The organism is Maribacter sp. Hel_I_7 (assembly GCF_000688315.1).
In the GTDB taxonomy this organism is placed as follows: Bacteria; Bacteroidota; Bacteroidia; order Flavobacteriales; family Flavobacteriaceae; genus Maribacter; species Maribacter stanieri.
Window position 1 is genome coordinate 1,018,839 of sequence record NZ_JHZW01000003.1, and the last position, 17,276, is coordinate 1,036,114.

15 protein-coding genes are annotated in these 17,276 nt (G+C 34.7%); 10 read left to right on the forward strand and 5 right to left on the reverse strand.

Annotated features, from left to right (window positions below; genetic code table 11):
- The first annotated feature begins 93 nt into the window (after positions 1-93).
- The gene (locus P178_RS22240; RefSeq protein ID WP_036147002.1) at positions 94-960 is read left to right on the forward strand and encodes a UDP-2,3-diacylglucosamine diphosphatase; all 867 of its coding nucleotides are present in this window, start codon (positions 94-96) and stop codon (positions 958-960) included.
- Here the strand turns inward: P178_RS22240 and P178_RS0116135 are convergent.
- The gene (locus P178_RS0116135) at positions 957-3,875 is read right to left on the reverse strand and encodes an FAD-binding and (Fe-S)-binding domain-containing protein (RefSeq protein WP_027067189.1); all 2,919 of its coding nucleotides are present in this window, start codon (positions 3,873-3,875) and stop codon (positions 957-959) included. The genes P178_RS22240 and P178_RS0116135 overlap by 4 nt on opposite strands.
- Positions 3,876-3,965: 90 nt before the next feature.
- On the opposite strand from P178_RS0116135, the gene P178_RS0116140 reads away from it, so the two are divergent.
- Together P178_RS0116140 and P178_RS0116145 are read left to right on the forward strand one after the other, a co-directional pair.
- Complete coding sequence (locus P178_RS0116140; RefSeq protein ID WP_027067190.1) at positions 3,966-4,445, forward strand: hypothetical protein; 480 nt, start codon at positions 3,966-3,968, stop codon at positions 4,443-4,445.
- Between the two features lie 103 nt (positions 4,446-4,548).
- Positions 4,549-5,667, forward strand: coding sequence for a TlpA disulfide reductase family protein (locus P178_RS0116145; RefSeq protein ID WP_027067191.1), 1,119 nt, complete (start codon positions 4,549-4,551; stop codon positions 5,665-5,667).
- 75 nt (positions 5,668-5,742) lie between these two features.
- Here P178_RS0116145 and P178_RS0116150 read toward each other — a convergent pair whose 3' ends face one another.
- Complete coding sequence (locus P178_RS0116150; RefSeq protein ID WP_231500559.1) at positions 5,743-7,401, reverse strand: hypothetical protein; 1,659 nt, start codon at positions 7,399-7,401, stop codon at positions 5,743-5,745.
- 127 nt (positions 7,402-7,528) lie between these two features.
- Positions 7,529-8,179, reverse strand: coding sequence for a rhomboid family intramembrane serine protease (locus P178_RS0116155; protein ID WP_027067193.1), 651 nt, complete (start codon positions 8,177-8,179; stop codon positions 7,529-7,531).
- Between the two features lie 57 nt (positions 8,180-8,236).
- Here P178_RS0116155 and P178_RS0116160 point away from each other — a divergent pair, with 57 nt between their 5' ends.
- A complete protein-coding gene (locus tag P178_RS0116160) occupies positions 8,237-9,133 on the forward strand; it encodes a lysophospholipid acyltransferase family protein (protein WP_027067194.1) in 897 nt (298 codons plus the stop codon).
- Between the two features lie 69 nt (positions 9,134-9,202).
- Here the strand turns inward: P178_RS0116160 and glmM are convergent, their stop codons facing one another.
- Positions 9,203-10,591, reverse strand: a complete 1,389-nt coding sequence (glmM, locus tag P178_RS0116165) for a phosphoglucosamine mutase (protein ID WP_027067195.1) — start codon at positions 10,589-10,591, stop codon at positions 9,203-9,205.
- A gap of 95 nt (positions 10,592-10,686) precedes the next feature.
- Here glmM and P178_RS0116170 point away from each other — a divergent pair, with 95 nt between their 5' ends.
- The 5 genes from P178_RS0116170 to P178_RS22245 all read left to right on the forward strand — a co-directional run bounded on the left by P178_RS0116170 (position 10,687) and on the right by P178_RS22245 (position 14,955).
- On the forward strand, positions 10,687-11,283 hold the full coding sequence (locus P178_RS0116170; RefSeq protein WP_027067196.1) for an ACP phosphodiesterase: 597 nt from the start codon (positions 10,687-10,689) through the stop codon (positions 11,281-11,283).
- A gap of 64 nt (positions 11,284-11,347) precedes the next feature.
- On the forward strand, positions 11,348-13,039 hold the full coding sequence (ggt, locus tag P178_RS0116175; RefSeq protein WP_036147007.1) for a gamma-glutamyltransferase: 1,692 nt from the start codon (positions 11,348-11,350) through the stop codon (positions 13,037-13,039).
- Positions 13,040-13,113: 74 nt separating this feature from the next.
- The gene (locus tag P178_RS0116180) at positions 13,114-13,815 is read left to right on the forward strand and encodes a hypothetical protein (RefSeq protein WP_027067198.1); all 702 of its coding nucleotides are present in this window, start codon (positions 13,114-13,116) and stop codon (positions 13,813-13,815) included.
- Positions 13,816-13,850: 35 nt separating this feature from the next.
- A complete protein-coding gene (locus P178_RS0116185) occupies positions 13,851-14,447 on the forward strand; it encodes a hypothetical protein (RefSeq protein ID WP_027067199.1) in 597 nt (198 codons plus the stop codon).
- 82 nt (positions 14,448-14,529) lie between these two features.
- On the forward strand, positions 14,530-14,955 hold the full coding sequence (locus P178_RS22245) for a GNAT family N-acetyltransferase (RefSeq protein WP_036147010.1): 426 nt from the start codon (positions 14,530-14,532) through the stop codon (positions 14,953-14,955).
- A 9-nt stretch (positions 14,956-14,964) separates the two neighbouring features.
- Here the strand turns inward: P178_RS22245 and P178_RS0116195 are convergent, their stop codons facing one another.
- Positions 14,965-15,732, reverse strand: a complete 768-nt coding sequence (locus tag P178_RS0116195; RefSeq protein ID WP_027067200.1) for an XRE family transcriptional regulator — start codon at positions 15,730-15,732, stop codon at positions 14,965-14,967.
- Between the two features lie 135 nt (positions 15,733-15,867).
- On the opposite strand from P178_RS0116195, the gene P178_RS0116200 reads away from it, so the two are divergent.
- A complete protein-coding gene (locus P178_RS0116200; RefSeq protein WP_027067201.1) occupies positions 15,868-17,127 on the forward strand; it encodes a putative DNA modification/repair radical SAM protein in 1,260 nt (419 codons plus the stop codon).
- Positions 17,128-17,276: the final 149 nt, after the last annotated feature.

Here is a 17,276-nt window from a genome sequence, read left to right on the forward strand (position 1 = left end):
ATAATTACTTAACGTAATGATTATAGATTATTGACCTACTAAATAACTGATTAAGTTGTTATTAGGTTTAATTTTGGTGTAAAAATTTACCACTTGAAGAAGCGTCGTCTTGAAATAGCTGTTTTATCGGATGTACATTTGGGTTCTTATGCATGTCATGCAGAAGAATTACTAACATATTTATCTAGTATTGACCCAAAAATGCTAATTCTCAATGGCGATATTTTAGATGCTGGAAAAATGCGTAATAATTACTTTCCACCTTCGCATTTAAAAGTGGTCAAGAAAATCTTTTCAATGGCTTCTAAGGGAACTGTTGTTCACTTCATTACCGGTAACAGAGATGAGCCGTTTCGTAAGATTGACAATATTTATATGGGTATCATTAAGGTTTCTAATCGTCTTACCTTAAAACTCAATGGGAAAAATACATTGTTTTTTCATGGCGATATTTTTGATTTCTCTTTTCGCCACTCTCACTGGCTATTGCACTTTGGTGAAATTGGTTTTGATACCTTGTTGAACCTAGCAAAATTGAAAACTAAACTGTTTAAGCTATTCGGTAAGAAAAACAAACCTTTTTCTAATCCAGAATTAAACCATGGTGAACGCGATCCTAAACAAATTGAATCTTTTGAAAATAATGTCGCTAAAATGGCTATTAGCCAACATTATGACCATGTAGTTTGCGGGCATAGCCATGCACCTAACAAACAGCATTTTCAGACTAAAAAAGGAGCATGCCTTTATTTGAACTCAGGCGATTGGGTTAAACATATGACAGCTTTAGAATACTCTTTTAAACGTTGGAAACTATACCGTTATGAAAACGACAAATTAGCCTCGTTTTATATGGATGAAGAGCTAAAGTCAATGGATATGAATGAACTTATAGCAACCATCACTCATAGAAATGCTAGTAATAACAAAAAGGAAAAAGGCGGCCTTACCGATAATTAATTCAATAAAGCCTCTTTCAGTATACTAACTGGATGCTTTGCAATCCTTTTTGTACCATCGAATATTTGATGTCTACAACTAGTGCCGTTTGCAGCAATAATAGTCTCAGCAGAAGATTTACTCACTGCAGGAAATAGTTTTAAACCTCCAATTTTCATACTAGTTTCATAATGTTCTTCTTCGTAACCAAAGGAACCTGCCATACCACAACAACCTGAAGCAATAATTGTAACCTTGTAATTTGCCGGTAGATTTAAAACATCAAACGTTACTTTCTGATTGCTTAATGCTTTTTGATGACAATGATTATGAATTTTTATATCTCTTACTTCTTCAGTAAAATCTGCAGATTTCAAACTACCATCGGCAATTTCTTTTGCCAAAAATTCTTCTATTAAAAATGAATGGTCTGCAATTTTTTGGGCTGTAGTTTTATCTGAAGTCATTCTCTTGTACTCATCTCTAAAAGATAAAATTGCAGATGGCTCCAATCCTAAAATAGGCAAACCGGCTTCAGCAAACTTCTTAAGTTCCTTTATATTTTTAATGGCTAGCTTTTGAGCTTGTTTCAAGAACCCTTTTGAAAGAAAAGTTCTTCCACTTTCTGCATAGAACAACTCCATATCATAACCCAATCTGGCAAGTAACTCAATTGCATCTTTACCTACTTCGATATCTAAGTATTTCGTAAATTCATCTATGTATAATACTACTTTCTTCTTTGACTTAGTATTCTCAAGATTAGATTTTTGAAGATGCTTATCGAAATTAAAGCTATAAACATTTGGCAAGCTTCTTTCTTTGGCAACACCACTCGATTTTTTCAACAAACCACCTAAAAATTTAGAATCATAAATGGCATTGGTCAGTCCAGAAACCTTGCTAGCCAATCCGTTTAGTTTTGTGTTGTACGCAAACAATTTTCCTCTTAAAGGATAGCCATTTGCCTCTTGGTATTGATATAAAAATTCTGCTTTTAGAGTTGATACATCTACATTACTTGGACATTCACTTGCACACGCTTTACAGCTTAAGCACAAATCAAATGCCTCTTTAATTTCAGGACTATCAAACCTATTTTTAGCTGTGCTATTTGGGTTCGTTAAAAACTCCCTTAACGTATTTGCCCTGCCTCTAGTAGTATCCTTTTCATTTTTTGTTACATGATAACTTGGACACATACCACCATTCATATGATGGGTTTTTCTACAGTCTCCACTTCCATTACATTTTTCTGCGGCCTTTAATATACCCTCACTATCAGAAAAGTCCATGAAAGTCTTTATATCCGGCTCTTCACGATCAATTTCATACCTAAAGGATTTATCCATTGGGTATGCATCAACTATTTTACCAGGATTAAAAATACCTTTAGGATCAAAGTAAGACTTAATTCGTCTTAACAGCTGGTAGTTTTTATCACCAATCATTATCGGAATAAACTCGGCACGAACAATACCATCGCCATGCTCCCCACTAAAAGAACCTTTGTATTTCTTGGTAAGCTTAGCAACATCAGTTGTTATACTTCTAAACAAACCAACATCGGTAGATTTTTTCAGGTTCAATATTGGTCGTAAATGCAGTTCACCTGCACCCGCATGTGCATAATACACAGCGCTTTGACCATAACCTTTCATTATTTCAGAAAATTCGGCTATAAAATTCTTTAAATCCGGCAGCGCTACTGCAGTATCTTCAATACATGCCACTGCTTTCATATCTCCTACAATATTTCCTAACAGACCAAGACCTGCTTTACGTAACTCAATGGCTTTTGCTATTTGATCTCCAAAAAGAACTGGGTTAGAATAGCTTAAACCAGATTTTTCAATAGTAGCTATTAATGAAGCGATAATACCCTTTAACTCTTCTTCCGTATGTGCCGAAACCTGCAACATTAATAAAGCTGCGGGATCAGCCTCTACAAAGAATCGATTTGCTAACTGCGTTCTGTTATTTTTTGTACAGTCCAAAATAACCTTATCCATCATTTCGCACAAATGCAATGGATGTTCCATAACCGGAACTACATCCATTAAGCAATCTTCCAAAGATGTATAATGCGTAACTACCATTGCAGATAATGCTGGCGGTAAGTCGTCTAACTGAACTGTAATTTCTGTGGTAAAAGCCAAAGTTCCTTCACTACCACACAGTAATTCTGCCATGTTAAAATATGGTTCCATACCACCAAAAATTTCTGACTTCAATAATTCATCGACAGCATAGCCAGTATTTCTTCTATGTATTTCAGGCTTAGGAAAATGGTCAATTACTTCTTTAGCTATTTCTTTATTTACTAGTTCTTTATATATATTATTATAAAGTGATGCTTCAAGTGTACTGCCGTTCTGTTTTTTCTTAAAATCTTCAGCGGAAATCCTTCCAAATTCCGCCTCACTACCATCTGATAGAATGGTTTTCATTGAAATAATCTTATCTCTGGTTACACCATATTGAATGGATGTGGTACCTGATGAATTGTTACCCACCATACCACCTACCATACATCTATTTGATGTAGATGTATTTGGTCCAAAGAATAATCCGTAAGGTTTTAGATATTGATTTAGCTCATCTCTAATTACACCCGGTTGTATGGTTACTTGCTTGTTAACTTCATCAACACTTATAATTTTCGTGAAATGTTTAGACACATCTACCACCAAACCATCACCAACACATTGACCTGCCAAAGACGTACCTGCCGTTCTTGGTATTAGACCAATATTTTCATTGTTAGCAAACCTTACTATTGTTTTTATATCATCAACAGTTTTAGGAAATGCAGCACCTAAAGGTATTTTTCTATAAACGGAAGCATCTGTAGCATAAATAGTCTTAGTAAGATTATCAAATCGTACATCTCCCTCTAAATCTTGTCGTAACTTTAATAGCAAATTATTATCCAACTTAACACAATTTTGATTGCTAAATTAAGTTTTATTGTGTGAGCTACATTACAAATTGGCTCATTTTTCATCACAAAAAAGAAGAAGTATATGAAGATTTTAAAAGGATTTACTGTATTATTATTTATGGCGACCTGCTCGCTTTCCGCTCAAGAAATTGCTGACCACGCCTTAGGATTAAGATTAGGTGATAGTGATGGCTTTGGTGCTGAAATTAGTTATCAAAAATCATTGACAAGAGCCAATAGGTTGGAATTTGACTTGGGCTGGCGTGATAGTAGAAACTTTAGCGCATTTAAATTAGCTGGACTTTACCAATGGGTTAGACCTATTGAGGGTGATTTTAACTGGTACTATGGTGTTGGTGGTGGTTTAGGTAGTGTTGATTTCCCTGGCGATGATGGTGGATTATTTGTCTTTGCTGCAGGTGATATAGGAATTGAGTATAATTTTGATATTCCATTGATACTTTCTTTAGATTTTAGACCTGAACTAGGGGTTACAGGATATAATGGATTCTCTGATAATTTTGATTTTGATATAGGACTAGGTATCAGATACCAGTTTTAAACAGAAACTAATCATTATAATAAAGACCTCTAGCCATTGCGTTAGAGGTCTTTTTTTATATTCTTTATATAAGTACATTTGCAACTTAACCTAAGTGAAATTTATGAAAAATAGTATTGTAATACTACTAGCCGGAATCTTATTGTTTAGTTGTAACACTAAACCGGAAGGCTTTACCCTTAATGGAAAATTAAGAGGCGAAATGACAGATGGCACTCGCGTTTTCCTTAAGAAAATTGGAGAAAACAATCAACCTATGGAAGTAGATACTGCTACTACTACCAACGGTGAATTTACTTTTACAGGAAAATCTGATATTCCTGAACTACATTATATCTTCGTTGAACAATTACCTGGTTATACAGCTGTAATTTTGGAAAACGGAGAAATACAGTTTAGTGCACAAAGAGACAGTATGGGCTTTGCTGAAATTAGCGGTACATTCCAAAACGATGCTTTTTCTGATTATATGGAACAGTCAAGAGAAATCTCTCAACAAGCTCAATCTATTCAGCAAGATATGAAAGTGGCATCTGGTGAAGCTGCACTTGCACTTCAAGATGAAATGAAGGAATTACAAGAGGAATACAAGACTTTTGAATTAGATTACGTTAAAACTCACCCTAACGCTTTAATATCCGCACTTGTTCTGGATAGGGCTGTTGCAACCAAAGCAGTTAGCCTTGAAGAAGTTGAAGAAATCTACAAGACTTTATCTGAAGAAATTAAAAATTCTAAGCCAGGTAAACAAATTCTTGATGGAATAGAGAAACTAAAGGCCTCTGAAGCTGCAGGCAAAAATTCAAGTATAGGCGCTAAAGCTCCTGAATTTTCTGGACCAAGTCCTGATGGAAGCGTAATCGCTCTTAAAGATGTTATGGGAAAAGTAACATTAATTGATTTCTGGGCAGGATGGTGTAGACCTTGTAGAGCTGAAAATCCTAATATTGTTGCTGTTTACAATAAATACCATGATAAAGGCTTAAACGTCTTAGGTGTTTCTTTAGACAGAACAGAAGAAGCGTGGAAAAAAGCAATAGCAGAAGATGGTTTAGAGTGGAATCACATTTCTAACATTGCCTACTTTGATGATAAAATTGCTAAACTTTATAATGTAGAAGCTATACCCGCAGCATTTTTATTAGATGAGAACGGTGTTATAGTAGCTAAAAATTTAAGAGGTCCTGCACTAGAAGCGAAAGTTGCAGAATTGTTGAATTAGGATTTAAAATTAATTACATAAAAAAAAAGCCCGAACAATGTTGTTCGGGCTTTTTTTTATAGTTTATAGTATCGATTAAAATGCTCCTCGAACATCTCTAAAGGTACCTTCTACCGTTGCATTTGAGCCTTTAGTAACATTACCAAAGATATTTACAACAGAATCATCACCAATGAACTCTATAGTAGCTCCTTCATTTAGAACTAAATCACCATAAATAGTTAAGTTGCCTTCCACCCTAAATGTCGCACCAGAATTTATTGTAACGTTTCTTTGTCTATTATTTCTTCCTATAACGATGGTTCCATTCATTTCAAATAAACCATTTGCATTAATATTCACACCGTCTTTCACAGTCCAAGAACCACAAAGCAATAGATTACCACCAATATTTATATTGTTGAATCTTTTAGAGCCTCTATATGCTAAATCATCACCTGTATTCACGTTCAAATTTGAACTACCAGAATATGAGGTTAAGTCTTCACAACGTGTTACCAAGCTTTCATCTGGTCTATTCAACTTTATAATTTGAAACCCTTTTTTACCTGAAGCGGCAAAAATATAATCTCCTTTAGAAGTAACGTAATTTATAGAACCGGTAAGTTCTATTACACCAACACCTACAGTACTACCATCTTTACTTTCAGAAAGACTTAATCCTCCAGCGCCATTCGCCATTAAAAGTACGTCTTCGTTAACCGCAACTCCATTAGTTACAATTTCGCCCGGTTCAGCATTTTCCGGATTTGTTAATATTGGTAAGTATTCTACAAAGCTACCAGAAGTAGCGTTATATACTCCTGCTCCTTTTGCACCCTCTGAAACGACAATATTTTCATTTGAAAAATCTAATGTACGCTTGGCATCTACTCCAAAATCAGAATCGATATTTATACTCCTTGTTACATTTAAACTTTGATCTAAAAATGTAACACCTTGTGCAGCATCTAATACAGCAATTTCACTACCACTATAAGCTACAGAACGTAAATCTGAAAAAGCAGCCTCGTTCAAAGCACTTAAATCATTTTTATCATAAACCACTACAAATCCATCTTGACCACTAGTTACAATAGCCTTATTGTCAACAATACGAACATCTGTAGCGTTAAATCCTTCTTGAAAGCCATAAGTAATGTCAGAGGTATTCAATCTACCGCCACTAACTGCTATTTTAGCAACTAAAGAATTTGCCGTTGCCGTTACCGATTGTTCTGAATCTACACCACCAGCAACATATACATACCCATTATCATAGGCAATTGAATTTAAATCTGCATTTGTGTAATACAACCTAGATGTAACTCTAGGATCGGTTGGATCACTAATATCTATTACATCAATAGCACCAACATAATCTTGACCAACAGTATTATAGGATACATAACCATAATCACCGTCTAAAGCAACATGGGTTGCAGCTAAATTTTCACCATTATCAAATGATGGCGGTGCAATTTGAGCAACTAAGGATAGTGGATAATCTCCTGCTTCTTCTGTTTTTCCGGTAAGATTAAATCTCTTGGCAGTAGCTATAGGATCTTCATAAATATCAAGAACACCAGCGCGTTCAAAACTTACACTATTGTCTAATTTTGATTGATCGGTTTCATTAACCAAGTTATCTTCGGGATTTTCAAAAACTGTAGTTTCATCACTACAACTTGCCACAAAAAAAGTAGCAGCTATGGCCATAAGCCATGTTTTTTTGATAGATAGGGTTGATTTCATGTTTAATTCGGGTTTCAGCAATAACGACCCCAAGTGTGGGATTGTTGTCTATACACAGAGAAAACCGATGAAATGCACTAAATCTTAGTTCATTTAAGCAAAGATTCTTAGAATCTTTACAAAAAGCTTAAATTTTGCCCATTTTACCAAGAACAAATAGTAAAATAATTGGAAGAGCCAATAACCCAACCATTAGTGTTTCGGTCTGTAAAAGACTGGGCATGAATAACAATGTACAGGCATAACCACCTATGGCTCCACCAAAATGTGCCGTATGACCTATATTCCCCAGCCGCTTTTTCATTCCATAAATAGAATACAGTAAATATCCAATACCAACTACATACGCAGGAACTGGAATAGGAATAAACATTATGCCCAATTGCATGGTTGGTTGCAGTAGTATAGCTGCATACAAAATTCCGGTAACCGCACCACTTGCACCTACAGCAGAATAATAAGGCTCATCTTTATGAAAACTCAACGCTAACAAACTACCACCTATAAGACTAACCGCATAAATAATTAAAAACTGAGTGGTACCAAACCAATTTATAACTACACCTGCAAAGAAATATAGCGTAAGCATATTGAACAATAAATGCGAAACATCTACATGTAAAAAACCAGATGTTGCCATGCGTTCTTTCTGCCCTGCCTTTATTGCTCCGATACTAAATTTGTAACGCTCAAAGAAAGAAGTATCATTAAATCCCTTCATTGACACTAATACATTTGCAGCAATTATTGCTATGGTCGCTATATCAAGGTTATACATTATCTGTCATTTATTTGGCGTCAAATATAACTATATTTGCCCATAATTTTTTTGAGAATGCAACTATTGGCCTTTGTTTTGATTTACCCATTTCTCTGGGTGGTTTCCATTTTGCCACATCGCTTATTTTACGGTTTATCTGATATTGCTTGTTTTTTTATCTACCGAGTTTTTGGTTACCGAAGAAAAGTGGTTCAAGAGAATTTAAACTTGGTTTTTCCCGAAAAATCAAAAGAAGAGATTCATAGAATTGAAAAAGACTTCTACAAACATCTTTGTGATATGTTCTTAGAGATGGTAAAAACGATGAACTTAAGTAAGGATGCCGTTTCAAAAAAATATAAAGTTGTAAATCCGGAAGTTTTACTTGAGATAGAAAAAGAGCGCAGTATCATTATTTTATGTGCGCATTATGCGAATTGGGAATGGAACGTAAGCATAAACAATTACGTTAATTCTAAAGGATATGCAGTTTATCAAAAAATAAACAATTCTTATTTTGACAATTTTATCAGAAAAGTAAGAGCTCGTTGGAACACCACTTTAATTACACAAGCCCAAACAGCCAAAACAGTTATACAGAATTTTAGAAATAATGTACGTGCAACTTATGGCATGGTAAGTGATCAATCGCCACAAGCGCACAGAGCGCATTACTGGACCGATTTTATGGGAATAACAGTTCCTATTTTTAATGGCGGAGAAGCATTAGCCAGAAAAACAGGATTAGCTACGGTATTTTTAAAAGTAAGCAAAGTAAAACGCGGATATTACAAAGCTGAATTTATACCGATTGCCATAAATAGTAAAGAAACTAAAGAACACGAAATAACAGATGCCTTTCTAAGGCTTACTGAAGAACAGATAAAAGACCAACCGGAATTTTATTTATGGACTCACAAACGCTGGAAACATAGAGGCAAGAAACCCGCTGCCTTCGCAGAAATAAATTAACATTACAAAAACAAAAACCGGAAACAGTTAAACTGCTTCCGGTTTTTTATGCTTCTTATTTTATAAGAGTTACAATCCTGCTACTGCTTTTATTTCTCCTATAATTCTATCTGCCAAACCATCTGCCTCAGTTTGACTTTTAGCTTCTGTATAAATTCTGATTATTGGTTCTGTATTAGATTTACGTAGATGAACCCAATTTTCTGCAAAATCGATTTTTACACCATCAATAGTAGATAACTCTTCGTTTGCATATTTTTCAGCCATAGATTTTAAAATCCCATCCACATCTAATCCAGGTGTCAACTGTATTTTCTTTTTACTCATAAAATAGCTTGGATAGCTAGCTCTAAGTTCTGCTACTGTACCACCCTTTTCTGCCATTAGCATTAAGAATAAAGCCGTACCCACTAAAGAATCACGACCATAATGGCTTTCTGGGTAAATTATACCTCCATTACCTTCACCACCTATAATTGCATTATTGGCTTTCATTTTAGTAACCACATTTACTTCACCTACTGCCGCAGCTTCATAAGTACCGCCATGCTTTTGAGTAATATCTCTTAATGCTCGTGAAGAGGAAAGATTAGAAACTGTATTCCCTTTTGTTTTACCTAAAACATAATCTGCACAGGCTACCAATGTATACTCTTCCCCAAACATTTCACCATCATTGCTAATAAAAGCTAAGCGGTCTACATCTGGATCTACTACGATACCAAAATCCGCCTTTTCCTTAACAACCAAATCACAGATATCTTTTAAGTGTTCTTTTAAAGGTTCTGGATTATGTGGAAAATGACCAGTAGGCTCACAATATAACTCAACTACTTCTACTCCAAATTCTTTTAAAAGTTTTGGTATTGCAATTCCTCCCGTAGAATTTACACCATCTACCACAACTTTAAATTTCGCCTTTTTAACTACTTCGGCATCAACTAAAGAGAGGTTTAAAACTTCATCTATATGAATATCAATATAACTATCGTTTCTATTTATTACTCCAAGATCATCGACATCAGAAAAATCAAAATCTTCTTTTTCTGCTATTTCTAAAATTTTAGCACCCTGGGCAGCATCCAAGAATTCCCCTTTTTCATTTAACAATTTAAGGGCATTCCATTGCTTTGGATTATGACTAGCCGTCAAAATTATTCCTCCATCGGCATTTTCCATAGGCACCGCTATTTCAACTGTTGGTGTTGTTGATAAATCTAAATCAACTACATCAATTCCTAAACCTACCAAAGTAGAAACCACAAGATTTTGAATCATTTCACCAGACAAACGAGCATCACGACCAATTACAACTTTCAACTTATCCTTTTTAGAATAATCCTTTAGCCAAATCCCATAAGATGCCGCAAACTTTACCGCATCGATCGGAGTTAGATTATCTCCTGGTTTTCCTCCAATTGTTCCTCGTATTCCTGAAATAGATTTTATTAGTGTCATATACTCTTAATAAGTTTTTTGCAAATATAAAGGTATCATACTTATCACTATAGCCCTTCTTTGTAAATTCGACTTAGGAAGCATAATTTAGTCCAATGAATTTTTTAGCCCATATCTACCTTTCTTTTAACGATAAAGAAATCACCATAGGTAACTTTATTGCCGACAGCATACGTGCTAATAAATTTCAGCATCTGCCCATTAAAGTACAGAAAGGTATTAAGCTTCATCGTTTAATTGACACTTATACGGACACCCACGCCATACCAAAAATTAGCAGCAAGAGACTTCACGCAAACTATAGTCATTATAGTAGGGTTATCGTTGATATCTACTATGACCACTTTCTTGCCAAAAACTGGTCTAAATATTCTGATATTCCACTAGATGTTTTTGTCGATAATTTCTATGATCTTTTAGAAGACAACTATGAAATTTTACCCGATGGAATAAAAAGAATGATGCCTTATATGATAGCTGATAATTGGATATTCAATTATTCTAAAATGGATGGTATTGCACGCGTACTAAATGGTATGAACCGTAGAACAAAAAACAAATCTAAAATGAACTTTGCTATTTTAGACCTTGAAGAACATTATGATGAATTCGAAAAAGAATTTACTGAGTTTTTTGAGGAGCTTATTACATATTCTAAACATAAATATATTTCCTTAACCACAAAAAAATAATATTTTAAATATCATACTACCAATACTTAATATATACTTATTTAAATAATTAATACAACTTACTATGAACCAACTAAAACTATTATTTACACTGACTGCATTGTTAGTATTAAGCAGTTGTAAAGAAAATCCGGCAGTACCAACAGGGACCGTTACAGATAATGCAATGGTAGTATCTGCAAGAGAGGAAGCCTCTAAAATTGGTAGTGATATCATGCAAAAAGGAGGCAATGCTTTTGATGCTATGGTAGCTACAGAAATGGCTTTGGTGGTTGCCTATCCATTTGCAGGAAACCTTGGTGGCGGCGGATTTATGGTGTATCGAAAAGCAGACGGTGAAGTTGGCGCTCTTGATTATAGAGAGAAAGCTCCTTTATCAGCTCAAAAAGACATGTATTTAGATTCATTGGGTAACGTGATTCCCGGTAAAAGTACTTTAGGCGCAACCGCTGTAGGAGTACCTGGAACAGTAGCAGGCATTATTGAAGTACATAAAAAGTTTGGGTCACTACCCTTAGAAGAGATTATGGCTCCGGTTATTGCTCTAGCAGAACGTGGTGTTGTCGTTACCGCTAACCAAGAAAAGCGATTGGCCAGTCAACGAGATAAATTTATTGAAGTGAACAGTGACAGCACCAAGTTTGCTACCGTATTTAAAACTAATGATACCATTAAATATCCTGCATTGGCAAATACCTTTAGAAGCATCGCAAAAAATGGTAGAGATGGTTTTTACAAAGGTGAGGTTGCTAAAAAACTTGCAGCATTCATTCAAGAAAAAGGTGGATATATTACCGAAGAGGACTTAGAAAAATACCAGGCGGTATGGAGAGACCCAATCACTTTTAATTACAGAGATTTACACATCATTTCTATGAGTCCACCTAGTAGTGGAGGTGTTACCATTAATCAGATTTTTAAGATGATGGAAAATTATGATGTTGCCAAACTTGGTCATAACTCCCCAAAAATGGTACAATTATTTACAGAAGCTTCAAGAAGAGCTTATGCTGATAGAAATTATTTTCTAGGTGATCCTGACTTTGTTGAAATTCCATATGATAAATTATTAAGTGACGACTACCTAACGGAAAGAATGGCTAATTTCTCTTTTGAAAAGGCAACAAAATCATCTGAAGTTGAGCATGGAAATATAGAGATAGTAGAAAGTATGGAAACTACCCACTACTCTATTGTAGATCAAGAAGGCAATGCCATATCGGTCACCACAACACTTAACGGCGCTTATGGCTCCAAACTATATTCTGATGAACTTGGCTTCTTTTTAAATAATGAAATGGACGATTTTAGCTCCAAAGCAGGTGTACCTAATATGTTTGGACTTGTAGGTGCTGAAGCCAACAGTATTGCAGCTGAGAAAAGAATGCTAAGTAGTATGACCCCTACAATCGTTGAGCGTGACGGAAAGTTATGGATGGTTGTCGGTACTCCTGGTGGATCTACAATCATTACTGCAGTGGCTCAGACTATTTTGAACGGTTATGAATTTAAAATGAGTATGCAAGACGCAGTTAATGCTCCTCGCTTTCATCACCAATGGTTACCAGACATGGTCATCTTTGAACCAGACGGATTTCCTTCTAATTTAAAGGAGGAACTAAAATCTAAAGGCTATATAATTAACGAAGAAAGAACTCCTATTATTGGTAAAGTTGATGCTATTCGCATACTTGATAACGGCAAGCTTGAAGGTGGCGCAGACAAACGTGGAGATGATGCAGCAGTTGGCTTTTAATTATCACTAAGATTAATTTTAAGCAACTTTCAATTTCTACATAACAATTTACTAATGAAATATTTAAATATATTATGCTAAAGAAATTATTTAAACTTTTAGGTATACTCATTATACTAGCTTTTATAGGCTATGGTGTTTTATATTACCTATATAATGAACCTGTACCTATAGGAGAATCTGGACCTGAAGCTGATGCTTTAGCATATAGAATGTTGGATGCCTTAAATTACAAAAACTTCAACAACACCAAAATATTAGAATGGTCTTTTCGTGGTGATCATCACTATAAATGGGATAAAGAAAAGGAGATTGTTATTGTAACCTGGGATAACACAATCGTTCATTTAGATTTAATTACTCCGCAATCTAGCATTGCCGAAGTAAACAATGTGAAAACCAATTACGAGGAAACTCAAGTTTTAATTGAGAAAGCTCAGAATTATTATAATAATGATTCGTTTTGGTTAGTTGCCCCATTCAAAGCATTTGACCGTGGCACCGAACGGTACTTGGTAGATATGGAAGATGGGTCAGAAGCCCTTTTAGTTACCTATACTCAAGGTGGGGATACCCCTGGAGATTCTTATCTATGGATTATAGAACCAAGTGGTAGACCAAAAAGTTTCAAACTGTGGACAAAAATCATTCCTATTGGTGGCGTAGAAGCTTCTTGGGAAGAATGGATCGAAACAGAAAGTGGTGTTATCTTGCCTACCCTTCATAAACTTGGACCATTTTCAATATCCATGGGAGATGTCAAAGGGACTTATTAATTGACTATAAAGAATTCAACCACTAAAAATTTAAAATGCAAGATTATAAATTTCCATTAGATTTCACTTTTCATATAGGTACTTTATCTAATGATTTTTCGGCTGTAGATGCCAACGGAAAAATGGTGGCATATGTAAAGCAAAAACTCTTTAAATTTAAAGAGAATATTGGCGTATACCAGAACGATAGCAAAACCGAATTACTATATAATATTAAAGCCGATAGGTGGATTGATTTCTCTGCATGTTATTCTTTTTCTGACCCTTCTGGTCAAGAACTTGGTAAAATTGGTAGAAAAGGTTGGGCTTCTCTATGGAAAGCTCATTATGAGATTTTCGATAAAAACAAACAATTAAAATATACTATTAGAGAAGAAAATGCCTGGGTAAAGGTTTTGGATGGTATGGTTGGTCAAATTCCAATTATTAATCTATTTACCGGCTTATTCCTAAATCCTGCCTATATCGTAATCAATGGCAATAACGAAACCGTGGTACGTTTATCTAAAGAGAAATCATTGGTAGGCCGTCGTTTTAAAGTAAGTGAATTAAAGAAATTAAGTGGTAATGATGACGATATCATTATTCTAGGTTTAATGATGATGATTTTGCTAGAACGCCGTAAAGGTTAAAACAAACAAGATTAGTTTTGTAATAACAATATTATTACAATTACCCTAAATGAAGTAATTTTAAGTATATATACAATATACTATGATTATAAAACTAATTACTTTTAATGAGGTTACCACCGAGCTTCAAACTCAATTAACAGAGCTTTACAAGCAACTAAATTCTGAATTAACACAACTAGACTTAGCCTCTGCCCTATCTGATTATAACACTACAGATGTGGTAATATGTTTGGATAACGAAGATTTAGTAGGTATTGCTATGATGGCTAAATATAAGGTGGTTTCTGGTCATAAGGGAATGATTGAAGATGTGGTTGTTTCTTCTAATTATAGAGGTAAAGGCATTGGCAGAAAGCTAATGGAGAAACTTTTAGAACAAGCAGAAAAAGAAAAACTAGATGATGTATTATTGTTTAGTGGTCACCATAGGACAGCAGCAATTTCCCTTTATAAAAGTCTTGGATTTAAGCTAAAAGAAAGCGGAATGTATATCAAAAAATATTAAAGTATTGGTTCAATTAACCTTTTTAACATGCTGTAGCTGATCTTTTAACTCTTTCATTGACTCCTGCAACTGTCGCAAAAGTCCATTATCTGTTGTAGCGTCAACATTAAAAGTTATTTTACTGCTCACCTCCCAAATTTCTTGAATTTGAAATGGTTTAATATCATATGGAGGATAGGTTTCATTCAATGATATTAAAGTAATATTATTAGAATTAGGTCGCTTTTCTACTTTCTTGACCATGATGGAGTCTTGCAATACCACTACATACATTTTATTAGCACTTACGTAGTCAATATGTTCAATTGCTCTTGCTAAAACCCATTCGCCAGGATGTAGATTTGGAAGCATACTGTCCCCCTCAACCTGAAAGCCTCTATACGTTGCATTTCTAAATTCAGGAATTGGTAAATCAAATGCGGGTAATTGCTGATACCAACTGGTATCGGAAATATTTTGAGGATATCCAGCTGCTGCTTTGGCATTTACCAATACCATATTATCCCGATTAGCAGAATCTACCGTAACTACCTTTGGAATAACACTTGTTCTTGAAGTTTCCAAGTATTGCTCATCACTTTCACCAAATAACCAAAGCGGATTAATTTTGAATTGTTTCAATAATTCTGACACAACCTTCCCTGAAAGCTTAGTTCGCCCACGTTCAATATCTGCAGTAGTATTAGATACTCCAATAAGTGCTGCAAAATCGGCCTGAGTATAACCAAGCTCTCTTCGTAAATCGGTAAATCGTTTTAATGTCAATTCGTTTTCCATAATATCCGCTTAAATCGAGATAAAAAAATTCTCAACACTTCAAATATACTCATTATGGATTATATCCATAATAATATTTGGAATATTTCCATAATTAGGAATATTTCCATAATTTTGGATTAATTACAAGTCGTTATGGATTTTAATCGAATTAAAGAAAAACTAAATATTTTGGCCGATGCAGCCAAATACGATGTGTCATGTTCTAGTAGCGGCAGTAATCGTAAAAATAAAAACAAAGGCTTGGGTGATGCTGGAAACGGAATCTGCCATACCTACACTGAAGACGGACGATGTGTTTCTCTATTAAAAATTCTACTAACTAATCATTGCATATTTGATTGTGCTTATTGCGTAACACGTAAAAGCAATGATATAAAACGAGCTGCATTCAAAATTCAAGAGGTGGTGGACTTAACCATTAATTTTTACAGAAGAAACTATATTGAGGGGTTATTCTTAAGCTCTGGAATTTTTAAAAGCCCAGACCATACTATGGAACGTTTAATAGCAGTAGCTAAAAAACTTCGCTTAGAAGAAAATTTCAATGGATACATCCATTTAAAATCAATACCAGGCGCAAGTGATGAGTTAATGTACGAGGCCGGATTATATGCTGACCGATTATCGGTCAATATTGAAATCCCCACAATTTCCGGCCTTAAACTATTAGCTCCAGATAAAAAACATGAAGATTTCATAAAGCCAATGCTAAAGGTTAAAAATGAAATCATTCGTTATTCAGAAGAGCGTAAAATCATAAAAAGTACAGCAAAGTACGCACCTGCAGGACAAAGCACTCAAATGATTATTGGAGCTACTGGTGAAAGTGATAAGGACATTATGTATTCTGCTACCCATTTCTATAAAAATTATAAGATGAAACGGGTGTACTATTCCGGTTATGTTCCTATATCTACCGATAGTCGCTTACCATCTTTGGGTTCTGAAGTACCAATGCTACGTGAAAATAGATTATATCAAACAGATTGGCTTCTTCGTTTTTATGGTTTTAGTGTTCATGAAATTTTAGATGCAGACAATCCAAATCTTGAAATGGATATTGATCCAAAATTAATGTGGGCTCTTCGTAATCTAAATCATTTTCCTGTAGATATAAATAAGGCAGATGCCAGAATGTTAGCACGAATTCCAGGGATAGGAATGGGTTCTGTTCATAAGATTATTAGTGGTCGAAAATATAGAAATTTAAGCTGGGAACATTTGAAAAAAATGGGTGTAGCTCTTAATCGTGCTAAATATTTTATCATATGTAATTCTAACGACTGGGAGCGGAGAGATTTAGATGCTTCAAAGATAAAAGGAATGATTTTACAGTCCCAAAATGGAAAATTCAAAAATCAATATACCAATCAATTATCTCTATTTAACTAAAGTAAAACTTAATTAACAACCAACGACTATGGAACATATAAACAACATCTCTAATTCGGTAAATTTTTCATTTTTTAATACTGCTATAGACCGTAGTCAAAGCCAACTATTATCATTTGGATACCAAGTGGTATTTATGAAAAGTAAAA